The organism is Streptosporangiales bacterium (assembly GCA_009379825.1).
Classification (GTDB): Bacteria; Actinomycetota; Actinomycetes; order Streptosporangiales; family WHST01; genus WHST01.
The window spans coordinates 1-19,188 of sequence record WHTA01000037.1; the positions used below are offsets into that span (position 1 = coordinate 1).

The 19,188-nt window shown below is 70.9% G+C and carries 20 protein-coding genes; 15 read left to right on the plus strand and 5 right to left on the minus strand.

The features are described from left to right. Positions 1 to 180 precede the first annotated feature (180 nt). The 10 genes from GEV07_17745 (at position 181) to GEV07_17790 (ending at position 7,954) form a co-directional block, all read left to right on the plus strand. On the plus strand, positions 181 to 675 hold the full coding sequence (locus GEV07_17745) for a hypothetical protein (GenBank protein MQA04477.1): 495 nt from the start codon (positions 181 to 183) through the stop codon (positions 673 to 675). After that, on the plus strand, positions 600 to 1,226 hold the full coding sequence (locus GEV07_17750) for a hypothetical protein (GenBank protein ID MQA04478.1): 627 nt from the start codon (positions 600 to 602) through the stop codon (positions 1,224 to 1,226). The genes GEV07_17745 and GEV07_17750 overlap by 76 nt, the downstream gene beginning before the upstream one ends. 167 nt (positions 1,227 to 1,393) lie before the next feature. Continuing rightward, entirely contained in the window at positions 1,394 to 2,752 is a 1,359-nt protein-coding gene (locus GEV07_17755; GenBank protein ID MQA04479.1) for a glutamine synthetase, read from the plus strand. Between the two features lie 31 nt (positions 2,753 to 2,783). Further along, entirely contained in the window at positions 2,784 to 3,629 is an 846-nt protein-coding gene (locus GEV07_17760; GenBank protein ID MQA04480.1) for an NAD(P)H-binding protein, read from the plus strand. A gap of 6 nt (positions 3,630 to 3,635) precedes the next feature. Then, a complete protein-coding gene (locus GEV07_17765; GenBank protein MQA04481.1) occupies positions 3,636 to 4,901 on the plus strand; it encodes a lactate 2-monooxygenase in 1,266 nt (421 codons plus the stop codon). 86 nt (positions 4,902 to 4,987) lie between these two features. After that, positions 4,988 to 5,632 (plus strand): VOC family protein, encoded by a 645-nt coding sequence (locus GEV07_17770; protein MQA04482.1) that lies wholly within the window; start codon positions 4,988 to 4,990, stop codon positions 5,630 to 5,632. 19 nt (positions 5,633 to 5,651) lie between these two features. After that, the gene (locus tag GEV07_17775) at positions 5,652 to 6,629 is read left to right on the plus strand and encodes an LLM class flavin-dependent oxidoreductase (GenBank protein MQA04483.1); all 978 of its coding nucleotides are present in this window, start codon (positions 5,652 to 5,654) and stop codon (positions 6,627 to 6,629) included. Between the two features lie 10 nt (positions 6,630 to 6,639). Then, on the plus strand, positions 6,640 to 7,368 hold the full coding sequence (locus GEV07_17780) for a type 1 glutamine amidotransferase (protein ID MQA04484.1): 729 nt from the start codon (positions 6,640 to 6,642) through the stop codon (positions 7,366 to 7,368). Between the two features lie 77 nt (positions 7,369 to 7,445). After that, complete coding sequence (locus GEV07_17785) at positions 7,446 to 7,697, plus strand: type II toxin-antitoxin system prevent-host-death family antitoxin (protein MQA04485.1); 252 nt, start codon at positions 7,446 to 7,448, stop codon at positions 7,695 to 7,697. Continuing rightward, positions 7,694 to 7,954, plus strand: coding sequence for a Txe/YoeB family addiction module toxin (locus tag GEV07_17790; protein ID MQA04486.1), 261 nt, complete (start codon positions 7,694 to 7,696; stop codon positions 7,952 to 7,954). The genes GEV07_17785 and GEV07_17790 overlap by 4 nt, the downstream gene beginning before the upstream one ends. Before the next feature lie 26 nt (positions 7,955 to 7,980). Here GEV07_17790 and GEV07_17795 read toward each other — a convergent pair whose 3' ends face one another. Further along, on the minus strand, positions 7,981 to 8,643 hold the full coding sequence (locus tag GEV07_17795) for an FCD domain-containing protein (GenBank protein MQA04487.1): 663 nt from the start codon (positions 8,641 to 8,643) through the stop codon (positions 7,981 to 7,983). Continuing rightward, complete coding sequence (locus GEV07_17800) at positions 8,640 to 9,776, minus strand: CoA transferase (protein MQA04488.1); 1,137 nt, start codon at positions 9,774 to 9,776, stop codon at positions 8,640 to 8,642. The genes GEV07_17795 and GEV07_17800 overlap by 4 nt, the downstream gene beginning before the upstream one ends. Positions 9,777 to 9,886: 110 nt before the next feature. Here GEV07_17800 and GEV07_17805 point away from each other — a divergent pair, with 110 nt between their 5' ends. The 3 genes from GEV07_17805 to GEV07_17815 are packed head-to-tail and all read left to right on the plus strand — an operon-like array spanning position 9,887 to position 14,877. Beyond that, positions 9,887 to 12,859 carry a bifunctional [glutamine synthetase] adenylyltransferase/[glutamine synthetase]-adenylyl-L-tyrosine phosphorylase gene (locus GEV07_17805; GenBank protein ID MQA04489.1) on the plus strand — a complete coding sequence of 991 codons (2,973 nt, stop codon included), beginning with the start codon at positions 9,887 to 9,889 and terminating at the stop codon, positions 12,857 to 12,859. A 1-nt stretch (position 12,860) separates the two neighbouring features. Then, positions 12,861 to 13,841 carry a zinc-binding dehydrogenase gene (locus GEV07_17810; protein MQA04490.1) on the plus strand — a complete coding sequence of 327 codons (981 nt, stop codon included), beginning with the start codon at positions 12,861 to 12,863 and terminating at the stop codon, positions 13,839 to 13,841. A 13-nt stretch (positions 13,842 to 13,854) separates the two neighbouring features. Next, positions 13,855 to 14,877 carry a zinc-binding dehydrogenase gene (locus tag GEV07_17815; protein MQA04491.1) on the plus strand — a complete coding sequence of 341 codons (1,023 nt, stop codon included), beginning with the start codon at positions 13,855 to 13,857 and terminating at the stop codon, positions 14,875 to 14,877. Here GEV07_17815 and GEV07_17820 read toward each other — a convergent pair. The 3 genes from GEV07_17820 to GEV07_17830 are packed head-to-tail and all read right to left on the minus strand — an operon-like array spanning position 14,852 to position 17,362. Continuing rightward, positions 14,852 to 15,685 (minus strand): phosphoribosylaminoimidazolesuccinocarboxamide synthase, encoded by an 834-nt coding sequence (locus GEV07_17820; protein MQA04492.1) that lies wholly within the window; start codon positions 15,683 to 15,685, stop codon positions 14,852 to 14,854. The genes GEV07_17815 and GEV07_17820 overlap by 26 nt on opposite strands. Before the next feature lie 34 nt (positions 15,686 to 15,719). Continuing rightward, entirely contained in the window at positions 15,720 to 15,830 is a 111-nt protein-coding gene (locus GEV07_17825) for a MetS family NSS transporter small subunit (GenBank protein ID MQA04493.1), read from the minus strand. A gap of 5 nt (positions 15,831 to 15,835) precedes the next feature. Then, positions 15,836 to 17,362, minus strand: coding sequence for a sodium-dependent transporter (locus GEV07_17830; protein MQA04494.1), 1,527 nt, complete (start codon positions 17,360 to 17,362; stop codon positions 15,836 to 15,838). Positions 17,363 to 17,576: 214 nt separating this feature from the next. Between GEV07_17830 and GEV07_17835 the strand changes: the two genes are divergently transcribed. Then, positions 17,577 to 18,677: a hypothetical protein gene (locus GEV07_17835; protein MQA04495.1), complete on the plus strand. Its 1,101-nt coding sequence runs from the start codon at positions 17,577 to 17,579 to the stop codon at positions 18,675 to 18,677. Between the two features lie 131 nt (positions 18,678 to 18,808). After that, positions 18,809 to 19,138, plus strand: a complete 330-nt coding sequence (locus GEV07_17840; GenBank protein ID MQA04496.1) for a hypothetical protein — start codon at positions 18,809 to 18,811, stop codon at positions 19,136 to 19,138. Positions 19,139 to 19,188 lie beyond the last annotated feature (50 nt).

Sequence of the window (19,188 nt, forward strand, 5' to 3'; positions counted from 1 at the left end):
ACACGGCATCTTCGCCCACAACCTGGTCAAGATCGGTGCACTGGCCGCGTGAAGAGCCACCCGGGAAGACCACGCTCGAAGAAACCCACCAAACACGAACCAGGTCACCCCAGCCCACCATTTTTCAGGTCGAAGTAGCTATGGCCGATCTATAACTCGGGCGCACTAGTGTCGCCTGGCGTGGGGCACTGGTCGGTCGGGAGCGTCGTTGCGGCCGTGCTCGGCGTGGCCCTCGTCGCCGGCGGATGCACCGGTGGCGACGTCGAGGCCACGCCGAGCAGCACCGGCCCCAAGCCGTCCCCGACGGTGCGCAAGGGCGAACACACCCCGGATCCCTCGGCCGAGCTCTGCCATGCGGTCTCGACCAGGACGCTGCGCAAGCTCGGTATCACCGAACCCGAGATCTCGGCCTACGGCGAGTGCTCGTGGTCCCAGGACGACTCCGACGACGACCATTCGATGCGGCGCGAGCTGACCGTGACCGAGTCGACGTACACGCCGCCGCTGACCAGGCGCAGCTACACGGCCAGCAAGGAGGCGCGGGCGCGGTTCCGCCGGCTGGCCGGCTGGACGGCTGGGCGGGTGTGCCCACCGTGCCCATGCGGAGGTTCGGCGACGAGGCTAAGGTCGCACGGTTCCTGCTGCCCGCGAGCAAGCGGGCCGAGGTGTGGATAGCGGTGCGGGACAGGAACACCATCGTCGAGGTCAGGGCGCGGATCCAGTCGCTGGCCGACTCCGGGGGCGACCGGATGCCCGCCTTCGACCAGGTCGAGGCGGGCACCCTCGCCGCCGCGCGTGAGCTGCTCGTGGAGCTGGCCGGCGGTAAGCAGCCGGCACCGCCCAGGGTCGGGTACCGGGACGGCGAGTTCGACACCGTACGTCCGGTCTGCTCCGCCGTGCCGACCGCGAACCGCCTGATGCCAGGGGTGAAACAGTGGGACACCTCGCCGCCCGGTGGGCGGCGGCCCGGGTGCGCCTGGACCGACAACGAGACCGAGCAGCCCAGCCTGGCGGTGGACGTGGAGGCGATCGCACCGAGCCGCACCACCGGGGACGACGCGACCGCCGTCGCGCGCACGCTCTACTACACCAACGACGGTGAGCGGCTGACCGAGGACGGGCTCGGCGACGAGGCGAAGCTCGACTGGTTCGCGTACGGCGGCGGCAGGTCCCGCACCGTCCGGGTCGTGGTCAGGCACCCGCGACATCGACACCGACGCATATAGCAGGGACGACGCGATGAACGACGCGTACACCGCGGCCCTGGCGGCGGCGAAGCGGTTGCGTACCTGACAACGCTGACGGTCGACCGCGGCGCGTTGCTTGCGCGTGGCAGGATGCTCGTACTTGGGTGATATGTGTCCAGGTGGCCTGCCGGCAGGGATGGGATGCGATGGACAAGCAGACGGAGTTCGTGTTGCGCACCGTGGAGGAGCGCGACATCCGTTTCGTGCGCCTGTGGTTCACCGACGTGCTCGGTTTCCTGAAGTCGGTCGCCGTCGCGCCCGCTGAGCTGGAGTCCGCGTTCGAGGAGGGCATCGGCTTCGACGGCTCGGCCATCGAGGGCTTCGCCCGGGTCTACGAGTCGGACATGCTCGCGAAGCCGGACCCTACGACGTTCCAGATCCTGCCGTGGCGCACCGACGCGCCGGGCGCGGCACGGATCTTCTGCGACATCCTGATGCCGGACGGCTCGCCGAGCCACGCCGACCCGCGGCACGTGCTGCGGCGGGCGCTGAAGCGTGCCGGTGACCTCGGCTTCACCTTCTACGCCCACCCGGAGATCGAGTTCTTCCTCTTCACCGACCCGCCGACGCCGGGCGGCTATCCGGTGCCGATCGACTCGGGCGGCTACTTCGACCAGACGCCGCACAGCGTCGCGCGCGACTTCAGGCGCACGGCCGTCACCATGCTGGAGAACATGGGCCTTTCTGTGGAGTTCAGCCACCACGAGGGCGCGCCCGGGCAGCAGGAGATCGACCTGCGGTACGCCGACGCGCTGAGCACCGCGGACAACATCATGACGTTCCGGTTCGTCATGAAAGAGGTCGCGCTGTCGCAGTCTGTCTACGCCTCGTTCATGCCGAAGCCGTTCACCGAGTACCCCGGCTCGGGTATGCACACGCACTTCTCCCTCTTCGAAGGTGAGCAGAACGCGTTCTACGAGCCGGGCGGGCAGTACCAGCTGTCCAAGGTCGGCCGCTCGTTCATCGCCGGCCTGCTCAGGCACGCCAGGGAATACGCCGCGGTGACCAACCAGTGGGTCAACTCGTACAAGCGGCTGTGGAGCTCCGCCGGGCAGACCGCGGGCGCCGGCGGCGAGGCCCCCGCGTACGTGTGCTGGGGACACAACAACCGGTCGGCGCTCATCCGTATCCCGATGTACTCGCAGCGTGGCCACTCCACCCGGGTCGAGGTACGCTCACCGGACTCCGCGTGCAACCCGTACCTGGCGTTCGCGGTGATCCTCGCCGCCGGGTTGAAGGGCATCGAGGAGGAGTACGAGCTGCTCGACGGAGCCGAGGACGACGTGTGGGCGTTGACCGACGCCGAACGCAGAGTGCTCGGCATCGAGCCGTTGCCGGAGAGCCTCTCCGAAGCGATCGCCGTCATGCAGGACAGTGAGCTGATCGCGGAAACGCTGGGTGAGCACGTCTTCGACTTCTTCTTGCGCAACAAGCGCGAGGAGTGGAAGGACTACCAACGCCAAGTGACTGCTTACGAACGGGATCGATATCTTCCGATCCTCTGACCCATGAAGCGATTGGCGGTAGCGTAACGCCATGGGCACGACCGACGACGCGGAAGCAACGAATGTTCTGGTCACAGGGGCGTCCGGGGTCCTCGGTGAGCCGGTAGTCGCCGAGCTTGCTCGGCGCGGTTATCGAGTGCGAGCCATGAGTCGTGGGCTGGTCGATCTGCCACCTCGTACGAAGAAGGTGAACGTCGACCTCACAAGCGACGAGGGGATCGAGGAAGCGGTCGCCGGCGTCGACACGATCGTGCACTGTGCCACCGATCTGGTACGCCACAAGGCGGTCGACGAAGAGGGCACCAAGCGGTTGTTGGCCGCCGCTAGGCTGGCCGAGGTGCGGCACGTCGTCTACGTCTCGATCGTCGGCGTCGACAAGGTGCCGTACACGTACTACAAGTCCAAGCTCGAAGCCGAGCAGCTGGTCGAGGAGTCCGACGTCGACTGGACCATCCAGCGCATTACGCAGTTCCACGACTTCGTGCTCGCCCTGGCGCAGCAGTTCGCGCGCCCGCCGCTCGTGGTGGTGCCGCGGTTACGGGTGCAGCCGGTGGACGTACGCGACGTCGCACGGCGGCTCGCCGACCTGGTCGCGGCCGGCCCCTCCGGCCGGGTGCCCGACCTCGGTGGGCCGGCGATCTATCGCGGCGAGGCGCTGTTGCGCAGGTACCTGGCGCACGTAGGTGTGCAACGCACCGTGGTCGCGGCGACGTTGCCCGGTGCGGCCTGGCGGGCGCTGCGGGAAGGCGCGAACCTCGTGCCGGAGCCCGGCGGCGGCACCATCGGCTTCTTCGAGTTCCTCGACGAGGAGACCGTCGTCGAGGACGGCAAGGTCCTCGTCCGCTCCTCGTACGCGGAACGGCTCGCCGAGCTGTGACCGCCGGTGAGCAGCGGTAGGCAACGCCAGGCGGCGATCTACCGGGCCGGGGCCGTCGGGCGCCGTCCGGTCGTCCCCGTCGGCTACGCCGCGCTGAAGCGGCGCGCCCGCCGTTCGCTGAGCCGCGCGGCTTTCGACTACGTCGCAGGTGGTGCGGGCGTCGAGTCGACGGTTCGTGCAAACAGGGCGGCGTTCGAGCGCAGGCGCATCGTGCCGCGCATGCTGGTCGACGTGGCCGAGCGCGACACGGCGGTGACCGTGCTCGGGCGCCGGCTGCCCACGCCGCTGCTGCTCGCGCCCGTGGGTGCGCTCGAGATCGTGCACCGGCAGGCGGACGTGGCGGTCGCGCGTGCCGCGGCCGCGGAAGGCGTGCCCGTGGTGTTCTCCACCCAGGCGTCGCGCCCGCTCGAGCAGTGTGCGGCGGCGATGGGGGACGGGCCGCGGTGGTTCCAGCTGTACTGGAGCTCGTCGGACGACCTGGTGCGGAGCTTCGTCGCCCGCGCGGAGGCTACTGGCTGTGACGCCATCGTCGTGACGTTGGACACCACCATGCTGGGTTGGCGGACGAGGGACCTGAACCGTGCGTACCTGCCGTTCGCGCACGGTCACGGCATCGCCCAGTACACCTCGGACCCGGTGTTCCGGCGCCTAGTCGACGACCGGCTCGCCCACCCCCAGCCGCGGGAACGCCCGCGGCCGGCGCCGGCTGCCGTGCGGACGCTCGTCGACCTGGCCCGCGCCCATCCAGGCGCGTTCCTGCGCAACCTGCGGTCGCCGCGACCGGTGGCGGCCGTCGAGACGTTCCTCGACGTGTTCTCCCGGCCGACGCTGGCGTGGCCCGACCTGGCGCACCTGCGGGAGCTGACGACACTGCCGATCGTGCTGAAGGGCATCCTGCATCCCGACGACGCGGCGCACGCGGTCGACGCCGGCGTGGACGCGGTGGTGGTGTCGAACCACGGCGGCCGGCAGGTCGACGGTGCCGTCGGCGCGCTGGACGCGCTGCCCGACGTGGTGGCGGCGGTGGCCGGGCGGCTGCCGGTGCTCTTCGACAGCGGCGTACGCACCGGAGCGGACGTGGTCAAGGCGCTGGCGCTCGGCGCTAGCGCCGTGCTCGTCGGCCGGCCGTACGTCTACGGCCTCGCGGTGGCCGGCGAGACCGGCGTACGCGAGGTGATCAGGAACCTGGCGGCCGACCTCGACCTCACCATGGGGCTGGCCGGCTGCCGCCGGGTCGGTGACCTCGGTCCTGAGGTCGTACGTACCCGATGAGGGCAGGATGGACAACTGGAGACATTCGTCTCATCCAGTTGGCAGCCGACCGCCGACACGGCATCGTCTGTTCCGGACCATAGCAGCTGGGAGGGCAGGAACCAGTGATCGAGCCGCAACTCGACCACATCGTCTACGCCGCGCCCGACGTCGACGAGCTGGTCGCGTCGTTCGAGGAACGCACCGGGGTGCACGCGCCGTTCGGCGGCCGACACGTGGGCAAGGGCAGCCGCAACCACCTGGTGCGGCTCGGGCCGCTCGCCTACCTCGAGCTGATCGGGCCGGACGACCCGTCCGCGCCCGGCCGGGGCACCACCGCGTGGGGCATCCACGAGCTGACCGAGCCGCGCATCGTGGCCTGGCTGGTGCACCCCACCGACCTGGACGGGACGATCCGGCGGGCCAGGGAGCGCGGCTACGAGCCCGGCGAGGTGCAGCCGATGTCGCGGCAGACCCCGAAGGGGTCGCTGCTGGAGTGGCGGCTGGCCAAGTGGCCGCCGGAGAACAAGGATGGCCTGGTGCCGGCGCTGATCGACTGGCAGGACTCGCCGCAGCCGGCGACCGGTGACCTGCCCGAGCTGCCGCTGCTCTCGTTCGCCGGCCGACACCCGGACCCGGACGCGGTGCGCAAGGACCTCGACGCGCTGGACGTCACGCTCGACCTGCACCGGGGAGCGCCCGGCTTCGAGGTCGTGCTCGACACCCCGAACGGACAGGTAACGCTGTCCTGACCCGAGAAAGGAACCTGGCATGGCCAGAAAGCTCGGCCTTACCCTGCCGCAGCGCGGTGTGTTCTTCGACGCGATCACGTACTCCGAGCTCGTCGAGACCGGTCACTTCGCGGACGAGTCCGGTGTCTACGACTCGCTGTGGATCGGCGACAGCCTGCTGGCCAAGCCGCGCCCTGAGTCGATCGCGCTGTTCGGTTCGCTCGCCGCTGTGACCGAACGGGTCGAGCTCGCGGTCGGCTGCATGGCGAGCTTCCCCGTGCGTGACCCGATCCTGTTCGCCGACCAGTGGGCGACGCTCGACCAGCTCTCCAACGGGCGGATGCTGCTCGCCGCCTGCACGGGCATCGTGAAGGCGCGGGACGCGTCGGCGAAGGAGGGCGCGCTGTACGGCGTCACCGACAAGTCGCGCACCGGCCGGCTGGAGGAGTACATGCACATCCTCCGCCGGCTGTGGACCGAGGACAACGTGACGTTCGAGGGCCGGTACCTCAGCTTCGAGGACGTCTCCGTGAACCCGAAGCCGGTGCAGTCGCCGCCGCCGATCCACATCGCGTCGAACCCGGACCCGCGGCTGCGTGCGGAGAAGGCGCTGCGGCGCGTCGCGCGGCTGGCCGACGGCTGGATGACCACGAGGAAGGCGCCCGGCTACCTGACCGAGAACTGGCCGTTGGTGCGGCAGTACCTGGAGGAGGAGGGGCGCGACCCGGACAACTTCCCGGTCGTCGGTTACCACAACGTCAACCTCAACCCGGACCGCGACGCCGCGTACGACGAGAGCTACCGGTTCCTCAGGGAGTACTACGGCCCGGTGTACTCGGAGGAGGACGCCAAGTACTGGACGGCCGCGGGCTCGGTCGACCAGGTCATCGCCGACCTGAACCAGCTGTACGCCGACGGCGCCACCGAGATCACGCTGCGGATCACGTCGTGGAACTGGCGGGAGCAGATCAAGGTGCTCACCGACGAGGTCATCCCGGCGGTGCGCGCCGCCGGTTAACCTGGCGGCGATGGCAGGGACGAGCCACGGTCCGCCGCGGGTGCTGGCCGTACAGAACGGCGAGCGCGGCGGGCCGCGCCGCTTCGGCGACTGGTTGACCGAGGACGGCCTCGTCGTCGACGTCGTGCCCGCGTACGCCGGCACCTCGTTGCCGCGGACGCTGGAACACGACGCGCTGCTCGTGCTCGGCGGCGGTTACCTGCCCGACGACGACGAGCGGGCGCCGTGGCTCGCCCGCACCAGGGAGCTGGCCGGCCAGGCGCTAGCGGCCGGTGTGCCGTTCTTCGGCATCTGTCTCGGCGGCCAGCTGCTCGCGCACGTCGCCGGCGGCGAGGTGCAGGGCGACGTCGGCGCGCCGGAGAACGGCAGCACCCCCGTCACCATCCGCGCGGAGGCGGCCGACGACCCACTGTTCCAGGGGCTGCCCGACGTGGTGCCGGCGATCGAGCACCACGTGGACGCGATCACCGCGCTGCCGCCGGATGCGGTGTGGCTGGCGGAGACGCAGCGCTGCCCGTACCAGGCGTTCCGGGTCGGCCCGCGGGCGTGGGGCGTGCAGTTCCACCCGGAGACGACGCCGGACCGGATCCCGCAGTGGAACGCCGACACCATGCGTACGCAGGGCTTCGAGCCCGAGCAGGTGTACCGGCAGGCGATCATCGACGAGCCGGTGTCGACCCCCGTGTGGCGCGCCGTGGCCCACCGCTTCGCCCAGCTCGTGCACGCCACCGACCGGTAGCGCGCCGCCGCGACGGTAGCTCACTTGCCGCAACGCCCTCGTGTGCGTACAATTTCTTGTACGTAGGGAGGTGGATCGTGAGGACCATGTCGTACTCCGAGTCCCGCGCACGGTACGCCGAGACGCTGGACTCCGTCACCGATGACCGCGAGGAAGTGATCATCACTCGTGCTGGGCACGACCCCGTGGTCATGGTTGCGCTCGACGACTATGAGTCGTTGAAGGAGACCGCCTACCTGCTCAAGAGCCCGGAGAACGCTCGCCGGCTGCTGACATCCATTGAGCGGCTCGAACACGGCGAGGGGATCCGGCGGGACCTGGTGGAATGAAGCTGGTCTGGGACCAGAACGCCTGGGACGACTACCTCTGGTGGCAGACTCAGGATCGCAAAACCCTCAAGCGGATCAACGTGCTGATCAAAGAGATCCAGCGCAACGGCAACGAGGGTATCGGCAAACCCGAACCACTCAAACACGGCTTCCAGGGCTACTGGTCGCGCCGGGTCACCGACGAGCACCGTCTCGTGTACAAGGTCGCCGACGACGAGATCCGCATTGCGGCCTGCCGATACCACTACGGCAGCTGACAGCCCGCGACCTGCGCCGCCGCGGTTTACGCGGGGTCGGTGGGGAGCAGGGTGCGCAGGGCGGCGACGGCGTTCTCGCGGTGTTCGTCGAGCACCTTCACCAGGGTGTCCGCGTCGCCGGTTCGGATGGCCGCCACCGCCTGCTCGTGCTCGTGCACGACGGTCGACCGGTGCTCGGCGAGGTTGTAGTACAACGAGCGGTACGCGTCGGTGGCGTCCCACAGCAGCCGGACGAACCTGACCAGCCTGGGCAGCCCGCACGGGTCCATCAGGGCGAAGTGGAAGCGGCGGTTGGCCTCGGTCATCGCGGCCAGGTCGCCGGCGGCCGACGCCCGCTCGACGTCGTGGTGCGCGTCGAGCACGCGGGTGACGTCCTCGGCGGTGAGCCGCGGCAGCGCCTCGCCTACCGCCTCCGGTTCCAGCAGCGCGCGGATCCGGTAGACCTCGAGCAGGTCGGCCAGCGAGAGCTCCGCGACGAAGTAGCCGCGGTGGGCGGCGTAGGTGACCTGGCCTTCACCCTCCAGGATCTTCAGCGCCTCGCGCAGCGGCACCCGGCTGACGCCGAGCTCCTCGGCCAGCGCGTCCTGGCGGATCTGCTCGCCGGGACGCAGTGTCCCCGCGGTGAGGAAGCCGCGCAGCTCGGCCAGCACGGCCTGCTGCGCGGTGGGCGGCTTCACCGAGCCGCTCACGTCAGCTCACCGCCCGTCAGCCAGTGCCGGACCGCGTCGCCGTGCTCGTCCACGTCCGGCGGCGGCGTGCGGTACGTGGGTGGGGTGGCGGACAGCTGGAACGGGCTGGCCACCTGGGAGCGCGAGCCGACCTGCACGACGGGCGCGAGCCCCAGCGCCGTCGCCAGCGTGAGCCCGCCGCCGATGTCGTTGACCGGGCCGCACGGCACGCTGGCGTCGCCGAGCAGCGTCTCCCACTCGTCGGCGCCCTTCGCCGCCAGCCGTTCGCCGAGCAGCCCGGTGAGCTCGTCGCGGTGCGCCACCCGGTAGGCGTTGTGCGCGAACCGCGGGTCGGCGGCCAGCTCGGGCACCCCGAGACACGTGCACAGCGCGCCGAACTGCGCGTCGTTGCCGCACGCGATGACCAGCGGCCGGTCGGCAGTCTCGAACGGCTGGTACGGGCAAAGGCTGGGGTGCCTGTTGCCCATCGAGCGCGGCGACTCGCCGGTCTCCGTGTACGCGTTGCCGGCGTTCACCAGCGCGGACAGCGTGGACGACAGCAGGCTCAGCCGCAGGTGCTGCCCCTCGCCGGTGCGGTCGCGGTGCCTGATGGCGGCGAGGATGCCGATGGCGGCGTGCATGCCGGTCGTCACGTCGGACATGGCCACGCCCACCTTGCTCGGCTCGTCCGCCGGCCCGGTGACCGACATCAGCCCGGAGACCGCCTGCGCGACGGCGTCGTACCCGGGCAGCCGCGACGCGGCGCCGAAGCCGGTGATCGAGCAGTAGACCAGCCCGGGGTTGTGCGCACGCAGCGCCTCGTAGCCGAGGCCCATCCGGTCCAGGCTGCCGGCGCGGAAGTTCTCGACGAAGACGTCCGCCTTGGTCGCGATGGCGACGGCGTCGGCCAGGCCCTCCTCGGTGCGCAGGTCGAGGGCGATGGAGTGCTTGTTGCGGTTGACAGAAAGATAGTACGTGCTGACGCCGTCGGTCGCCCACGGCGGTCCCCACCTGCGGGTCTCGTCGCCGATCGGGGTTTCGACCTTCACCACCGTGGCACCCAGGTCGGCCAGCAGCATGGTGGCGTACGGTCCGGCGAGTACCCGGGAGAAGTCCGCGATGACCAGCCCGTCGAGGGCACCGGCGAGAGGCACGGCAGCTCCTTGGATCCGATATCCGAAAGTCTCGCCAACCCTACCAAGGACGGGTGCGCGCGGCGTGCGGTCGCCGGCCGGCGGGATAGTCTCGGGGCGTGCGGGCGGATCTGGGCGAAGAACGGACGACGTTGCTCGGCCGGCTGGCGCGGTTGGGCTTCGCCGACCCGGAGGCCGCGAGCGAGCTGCTCGACGGGATCGCGGCCGAGCTGGTCGGTGACCTGGCGGACACCGCCGACCCCGACCTCGCGCTGGCGAACGTGTGCCGGCTTCGCGACGCGATCGCGTCCGGTGCCGACCCGGACGCCGGCGAGCTGGCCGCCCTCGACGACACCCTGCGCGGCGACGACGCGCTGCGGCACCGGCTGCTCGCGGTGCTCGGGTTCAGCTCCGCGCTCGGCGACCACCTGGTGCGGCACCCCGGCCAGTGGCGGGCGCTGCGCGAGCCGGTGGGGCAGCGGCCGCGGGCCGACCTGCTCGCGGCCGTCGGGGCGGACCCCGTCGCGGACCAGCCGTGCGCGTCGACGGCGGACGGCAACCCGTACGACGCGCTTCGGGTCGGTTACCGGCGTGCGCTCCTGGTCGTCGCCGCCCGCGACCTGGCCGGCGAGCTCGCCCTGGACCAGGTGGCCGCCCTGCTGTCCGACCTCGCCTGCGCCGCGCTCGAGGCCGCGCTGGCCATCGCGCGCACCGAGCTGCCGGCCGACGCCGCGCCCTGCCGGCTCGCGGTGCTCGGCATGGGCAAGTGCGGCGGGCGCGAGCTGAACTACTCGAGCGACGTGGACGTCATCTTCGTCGCCGAGCCGGTCCCGGACGGCGACGAGGCGGTGGCGCTGGCGACCGCGACGAAGCTCGCCGCCGGCATGATGCGCGCCTGCTCGCAGAACACCCAGGAGGGCGTGCTGTGGCCGGTCGACGCGGCGCTGCGGCCGGAGGGCAAGGCGGGGCCGCTGGTACGTACCCTCGCCAGCCACGAGTCGTACCTCAACCGGTGGGCGAAGACCTGGGAGTTCCAGGCGCTGCTGAAGGTGCGGCCGGTGGCCGGCGACCTCGCGCTCGGCGAGGAGTACGTCGGCAGGGTCACGCCGCTGGTGTGGCACGCGGCCGACCGGGACGGCTTCGTCGACGAGGTGCAGGGGATGCGCCGCCGGGTGGAGGAGCACGTGCCGCAGCGCGACGCGGACCGTCAGCTCAAGCTCGGCCGCGGCGGCCTGCGCGACGTGGAGTTCGCGGTGCAGCTGCTGCAGCTCGTGCACGGCCGGTCCGACGAGACGTTGCACAGCGGCAACACGCTGGCCGCGCTGGCCGCGCTGACCGACGGCGGCTACGTCGGCCGCGACGACGGCCCGCCGCTCGCCGACGCGTACTGCTACCTGCGCACGCTGGAGCACCGGCTGCAGCTGCGCCGGCTGCGCCGCACCCACGTCGTGCCCGCTGAGGACGCCGAGCTGCGCTGCCTCGGCCGTGCGCTCGGCTACCGCACGCAGCCGATCAGCGAGCTGGTGGAGCAGTGGCAGCGGCACGCGCGGGAGGTGCGGCGGCTGCACGAGAAGCTGTTCTACCGGCCGTTGCTGAACGCCGTCGCCAGGTTGCCAGGCGAGCAGGTGTCGCTCACGCCGGAGGCGGCCCGGCGCCGGCTGGAGGCGCTCGGCTACGCCGACCCCGCGGGTGCCCTGCGGCACATCGAGTCGTTGACTGCGGGGGTCAGCAGGCGGGCGGCGATCCAGCGCACGCTGCTGCCGGTGATGCTCGGCTACTTCGCCGACGGCCCCGACCCGGACTACGGGCTGCTCGCCTTCCGGCAGGCCAGCGACGCACTCGGCCGCACGCCCTGGTACCTCAGGCTGCTGCGGGAGGAGGTCGCCGCGGCGGAACGGCTGGCGAAGGTGCTCGCCGCCGGCCGGTACGCGGCCGACCTGCTGCTGCGCGCACCCGAGGCGGTGCGCATCGTCGGCGCGGAAGAGGAGCTGGTGCCGCGGCCGCACGACGCGCTGGCGCGCGAGGCCGCGTCCATCGTCGGCCGGCAGGACGACCCGGAGCGCGCGGTGGCCGGCCTGCGCGGGGTGCGTCGCAGGGAGCTGTTCCGGGTGTCGGCGGCCGACCTGCTCAGCTCGCTGGACGTCGAGGCGGTGGGCGCCGCGCTGACGACCGTCACCGAGGTCACCATCGCCGCGGCGCTCGACGTGGCGCTGCGCACGGTGCGCGCCGGGGAGCCGGCGCCCGGCCGGTTCGCCGTGATCGGGATGGGGCGCTTCGGCGGCGCGGAGATGGCGTACGGCAGCGACGCCGACGTGCTGTTCGTGTACGAGGCGGGCACCGGCGTCGCGGACGAGGACGCCGCCAGGTGGGCGCACGCGGTCGCCGACGAGCTGCGGCGGTTGCTGGCGCTGCCGTGCCCCGACCCGCCGGTGACCATCGACGCGGATCTGCGCCCCGAGGGCAGGTCGGGACCGTTGGTGCGCAGCCTGGCCTCGTACCAGGCGTACTACCAGCGGTGGTCGTCGCCGTGGGAGAGCCAGGCGCTGCTGCGGGCGCGGCCGGTGGCCGGCGACCGGGAGCTCGGGGAGCGGTTCAGCGCGTCGATCGAGCCGCTGCGCTACCCGGCGCAGGGCCTCGGCGGCAGTGCGCTGAAGGAGATCCGCCGGCTGAAGGCGCGGATGGAGGCGGAGCGGCTGCCCCGCGGCGTGGACCCCGCCATGCACGTCAAGCTCGGCCCCGGTGGCCTGTCCGACGTCGAGTGGGTCGCGCAGCTGCTCCAGCTCCGGCACGCGGGCGCGCAACCGGCGCTGCGCACCACGGGTACGGTCACCGCGCTCGAGCAGGCCGTCGTGGCCGAGCTGCTCGACCCGGCCGACCGCGACGAGCTGGTCGCCGCCTGGCGGTTCGCCAGCCGGGTGCGCAACGCGCGCGGCCTGGTCACCGGCAAGCAGGGCGACACGATTCCCGTCGAGTTCAAGGAACGCGGCGCGGTCGCCCGGGTGCTCGGCTACGAACCCGACCACGTGGGCTCGCTCGTCGAGGACTACCGGCGTTCGGCGCGGCACGCCCGCAACGTCTTCGAGCGCGTCTTCTACGAGAGCTAGCGTGTTGCAGGCGGTCGTGGTCGGCGCGGGCGGCTGGGCGTACACCGGGCTACCGGTGCCGACGCCGGCGCCGCACGAGGTGCTGGTGCGAGTACACGCTGTCGGTCTCAACCGGGCCGACCTGGACGAGCGCGACGGGCGGTACCGCGGCAAGGCGCACGATCCGGCGCTGCCGAACGTCGCAGGCGCGGAGCTTGCCGGTGCGGTCGAGTGGGTGGGCGGCGAGGTCACGGGCGTCGTGCCGGGCGACCGGGTGATGGCCATGGTCAACGGTGCGTTCGCCGAGTACGCGGTGGTCGACGCGCGGTTGCTGCTGCCGGTGCCGGCGGCGCTGACCTGGACCGCCGCGGCGGCATTGCCGGTGGCGTGCCTCACCGAGCACGACGCTCTCGTGGCACGTGCCGGCCTCCGGCCGGGTGACTCGGTGCTCGTGCTGGGCGCCACGTCCGGCGTGGGCGTGTTCGCCGCCGCGCTCGCCCGCGAGCTCGGCGCGGCGACCGTGTTGGGCACTTCGCGGTCGGCGGCGAAGCTGAAGCTGGTGCCAGGTCTGGACGTGGCGATCGACACCTCGACGACCGACCTCGCCGACGCCGTCCTGGAGAGCACCGGTGGTGCGGGCGCGGACGTGGTCGTCGACCACGTCGGCGGCGAGCTGACCGACCGGGCGATCGCGGCGACCCGGGTTGGCGGCACGGTGGTGCAGGTCGGCAGGCTGGCCGGCGACCGTGCGCTGCTCGACCTCGGCCGGCTCGCGTACCGCAGGGTCCGCCTGGTCGGTACCACGTTCCGCACGAGAACCTCGGCGGAGCACGCGGAGGTGGTGGCGGGCGTACGCGCGGACGTGCTTCCGCTCGTCGGGTCTGGCAGGCTCGGAGTACCCGTGGACCGAGTGTTCGCGTTCACCGACCTCGACGCGGCGTACGCGTACGTCACGTCGGGCAGCAGCGTCGGCAAGGTGGTGCTGACGCTCGGCGACGAGTGAGGGGTGGTGGCGGATGAGTACCCGCAGCCGTGAGGTGCACCTGGCGGCTCGCCCGCACGGTGCGCCGACGATGGCGAACTTCGCCTTCGTCGAAACCGACGTGCGCTCCCCGACCACGGGTGAGGTGCAGGTGCGCAACCTGTTCTTCTCCGTCGACCCGTACATGCGCGGGCGGATGAACGACGCGAAGTCGTACGTGCCGCCGTTCCGGGTCGGCGAGGTGATGACCGGTGCGGCCGTCGGCGAGGTGGTCGCGTCGGCGAGCGACCGGCTCGCGGTCGGCGACGTGGTGGTGCACCAGCACGGCTGGCGCGAGTACGCGGTCGCGGCCGCCGGCGACTTCCGGCGCGTCGACGTGTCCGCCGTGCCGAGCCCTTCGGTCTACCTGGGCGTGCTCGGCGGCACCGGGTTCACCGCGCACTACGGCCTGCACGAGGCCGCCGGGATGCGGGCGGGCGACGTGGTCTTCGTCTCCGCCGCGGCCGGCGCCGTCGGCAGCATCGCCGGGCAGCTCGCCAAGCTGGGCGGTGCGTCGCGGGTGGTCGGCAGTGCCGGCACCGCGGCGAAGGTGCAGTACGTGACCGGCACGCTGGGCTTCGACGCCGCGTTCAACTACAAGGACGGCCCGGCGGTGAAACAGCTCGCCGCGGCGGCACCGGACGGCATCGACGTCTACTTCGACAACGTCGGCGGCGAGCAGCTGGAGGCGGCGATCGCCGTGATGAACGACTTCGGCAGGATCGCCGCCTGCGGTGCGGTGTCGGTCTACAACGCGACCGAGCCACCGCCCGGCCCGCGGAACCTGTTCCAGATCGTGCAGAAGCGGCTCACCGTACGCGGGTTCATCATCCGCGACCACTACGACAGGTACGGCGAGTTCCTCGGCGCGGTCGGCCCGCTGCTGCGCGACGGCAAGCTCTCCTACGAGGAGACGATCGTCGACGGCGTCGACAACGCGCCGGACGCGTTCATCGCCATGCTGGACGGTGCGAACACCGGCAAGACGCTCGTCAGAACGTCCAGCGCTCGCCGGTGATCCTGCCGTAGACGTCGGCGTAGCGGTCCTGGATGGCGGCGACGACGTCGTCCGGGATCTCCGGGCCAGGCTCCGTCTTGTCCCAGTCCAGCCCGGACGCCCAGTCCCTCGCGACCTGCTTGTCCATCGCGTACTGCGGCTGGCCAGGTTGCCACCTGTCGGCCGGCCAGAACCTGGAGGAGTCCGGGGTGAGCAGCTCGTCGGCGAGCACCAGGCTGCCGTCGGGTGCCCGGCCGAACTCCAGCTTCGTGTCGGCGATGACGATGCCGCGGTCGGCGGCGAGCTTCGCGCCACGGCGGTAGATCTCCACCGTGGCGTCGGCGAGCGCCTGCGTCGTGTCGGCGCCGAGCTCGTCGACCAACGCGTCGGCGGTGACGAACTCGTCGTGGCCCGCGGTGGCCTTCGTGGTCGGCGTGAAGATCGGCTCGGGCAGCCGCGACCCCTCGAGCAGACCGGCCGGCAGCTGCACGCCGGAGATCGCGCCGGTGGTCTGGTACTCGCGCAGGCCGAGCCCGGCGAGGTGGCCGCGGGCGATGAACTCGAACGGCACCATGTCCAGCCGCCGGCACCGCACCGCGCGGCCAGCGAACTCCGCCGGCACGTCGGTGCCGGAGATCACATGGTTCGGGAAGACGTCCGCGAGCTGCTCGAACCACCACAGCGACAGGGCCGTGAGGATCTTGCCCTTGTCCGGGATCGGCGTGGGCAGCACCACGTCGTAGACGGAGATGCGGTCGGAGGCGACGAGCACCAGGTCGTCGCCTTCTGCGTACACGTCACGGACCTTGCCGGTATGTATCAGCTCCACGGGGACGAGCCTAGCCGCGCCGGCCGACGCCTCCTCAGGAGACGTCCTTGCGGGACGCCCGGATGTAGTTGACCACGGCCGCGGTCAGGCTGCCGTAGACGACGACGACACCGATGAGCAACATGACGATGGCGCTTGTACCCACGGCGCTCACCCTTCCGAAGGAATCTGGTGCGACTTGCGGACCGCCTGCATGAGCACGGCGACGGCGAGGGACAGCACGACGGCACCCCAGCCGATCACGATGAGGCCGGACAGCGGGTAGTCCTCGTACCTGGTGGTCAGCTCGGTGTAGAGGTTGTAGACGGTCATCGAGCCGAGCAGCAGCGGTGTGATGATGAGCAGCGAGCCCTTCCACCACCAACCGGCCTTGAAGTACGAGGTGGCGTTCAGGTGGGTCTGCATGCCGTTCAGGGCACGCGCGACCCAGCCGACCAGGACGATCTCGCCGAGGCCACACAGCACCAGACCGAAGTTGTTCAGGAACCGGTCCGCCGTGTCGAGGTAGAACAGGCCACCCTTGCTCACGTACAGCAGGCTGATCAGTGCGGCCAACCCGGTGAGGATGGTGACGGCGGCCGGCCGGCTGAGCGAGAACTTCTCCCGTACCGCCGCGATCCCCGGCTCCAGGATGGATACCGCGGACGTGATGCCGGCGATGAAGAGCGCGCCGAAGAAGAGCACGCCGAAGAGGCTGTTCAGGCCGGGCAGCTCGTTGATGATCGCGGGGAACGCGATGAACGCGAGGCCGACACCGCTCTCCACGACGTCGGTCACCTGTGCGCCTGACGCGTTGGCGAGGAAGCCGAGCACCGAGAACACGCCGACCGCAGCGAGGATCTCGAAACCGGAGTTGGACAGCCCGACGACGGCGGCGCTGTTCGTGAGGTCCGTCTTGCGCTGCAGGTAGCTCGAGTACGCGATCATCGTGCCGAACGCGATGCTGGTCGAGAAGAACACCTGGCCGTACGCGGCGATCCACACCGCCGGGTTGCCCAGTGCGGCGAAGTCGGGCGTGAACAACACGTCCAACCCGACGGCGGCACCTGGCAGGGTGATGCCGCGGATGACGATGATGAGCAGCAGCACGACCAGCAACGGCATGAAGACCTTCGCGGCCAGCTCGATGCCCTTGCTGACGCGCCGCATGAGGATCGCGTAGACGAGCAGCCAGGCAATCGCCACCGCGAGCAGCACCTTGAGCTGGAGCCCGCCGAACTGCCAGAACCCCGACGGGTCGCCGTCGGCCGAGGTGCCGAGGAAGCTGCCGATGAAGAACCCCGCCGGGTCGTCACCCCACTGGGTGCCGAACGAGTACACCATGTAGCTCAGGCACCAGCCGAGGATCGTCACGTAGTACGTGACGACGAGGAACGACACGGCGGTCTGCCACCAGCCCAGCCACTCCCACCGGCGCCGGATCTGGCGGAACGTGAACGGTGCGCCGGCCCGGTACCTGTGGCCGAGACCGTACTCGAGCATGAGGATCGGTAACGCTGCGGTCACGAGTGCGACGAGGTACGGGATGATGAAGGCCCCGCCGCCGTTCTCGTACGTGACGGCCGGGAACCGCCAGATGTTGCCGAGGCCGACCGCCGATCCCGCGGCGGCCAACATGAATCCGACCTTGCTTCCCCACCGCTCGCGACCATCGGCGGCGACGGCTGACCCGGTCATCAGTGCTCCCCAGTCCACTCGGTTCGGAGCGACACACGGTACCAACCGACCTGGCGTCCACCAAGGACTGTGCAGGCGCCAAGCACACCTATGGCCGCACTATGTCGTGGACACCTAACGTCACGGGGGACATCGACGAGCAACCGGGGGACACGTGCCCGTACTGGAGCGTCCGCGCGTCGAGGCGATACCTGCGGCCCGTGGTCCGCACCGGATGGTGGGCGACCGGGCCACGGCGGCGCTCTACCGGGCGTGGCCCGTGGTGCTGGTGTACATGGCGGTACGCGGACTGGGTCTACTCGTGTTGTCGTTGTGGGCCGCGGTGGTGGGCAGCAACCCGCACCAGCTGCTCGCCGGGCGCTGGGACTCGCTCTGGTACATGCGGATCGCGCGTTTCGGCTACGGCTGGCAGGTGGAGCTGGCCGACGGTGCTGTGCACTCGAACCTGGCGTTCTTCCCACTGCTGCCGTGGCTGGAGCGGGTGCTCGTCACGGTGAGCCCGCTATCGTACGGGGACGCCGGGTTGACGGTCAGCTGGGTGGCCTCGGTGCTCGCCGCGTGGGGGATCTACCTGATCGCCGAGCGGTTGTACGGACCGCGTGCGGGTTGTTATGCGGTCATGCTGTGGGCCGCCATGCCGGTCGGCATCGTGCAGTCGATGGCTTACAGCGAGTCGTTGTTCACCGCGCTCGCCGCCTGGGCGCTGTATGCCGTACTCCGTCGGCAGTGGGTGGCGGCCGGGCTGCTCGCGGTGCTTGCCGGCCTCACCCGGCCGTTCGGCATGGCCGTCGTCGCGGCCGTCGTCGTCGCCGCGCTCGTCACGTGCGTGCGGGAGCGGAAGCTGAGCTGGCAGCCGGTCGTCGGCGCGCTGCTCGCGCCGTGGGGTACGGCCGGTTACGTCCTCTGGGTCGGGTGGTACACCGGCGGCGGCATCTTCGGCTACCTCGACGTGCAGGGGCAGTGGAACAACGGCTTCGACGCCGGACTGAACTTCGTACAGCTCATCGGTTCGACCTTCACCGCGTTCCCCGCGGTGCTCGGTGGCGTCGGCATGGTGCTCGGGTTGGGCGCCGTGGCGTGGCTGTGTCTTTCGTGTGTACGGCAGCGGCAGCCGATGGCGCTGCTCGCGTACTGGGTGGTCACGGTCGCACTCGCCTTCGGCACCTCGGGGTACTTCGGGTCCAAGCCGCGGTTCCTGGTGCCGGCCTTCGTGCTGTTCTTCCCGTTGGCGGTGCAGCTCGCCCGGGCACGTGCGGGCGTGGCTGTCGCGGTCGCCGCGACCGCAGTGTTGGTCAGCGCGGTGTTCGGTGCCTGATGGCTGCACGCGGGTTGGGCGCCGTAACGCGGCTGACGGGGCGATCTCGCGGAAACGGGTGCGCGATCCGCCGTACCGGCTTACGATACTCACAGTGATATAACCGGTACTAATTGTGATCGGAGCTCGTCATGGTCACCCGTATCGTTGCCGCGCTGGCGGCTGCCGCGCTGCTCGTGCCAGCCACCGTCACGCCGGCGGCGGCCAGCCAACAGCCGGTGTTCAGCTACCAGACGCAGGCTGGCGCCACGCACAAGATCACGAGCCCGGACGCGGGTAAGTGCTACCGCCTGAAGGCGCACGGCGACCTGGTGCTCCGGGTCAGGAACGCCACCGACCTGGACGCCGTGGTCTCGGCGACGGCCAACTGCAAGGTGAGCGGGAACGCGCACGTCGTCGCGCACGGCCACGTCAAGGCAAAGATCGCACTCGCCGCTTCGGTCCGCTTCCGCCAGGCATAGCCCGCCGACGCGCCGAGTGACCACCGCCGGCATGGAGGAGGAGGCGAGGC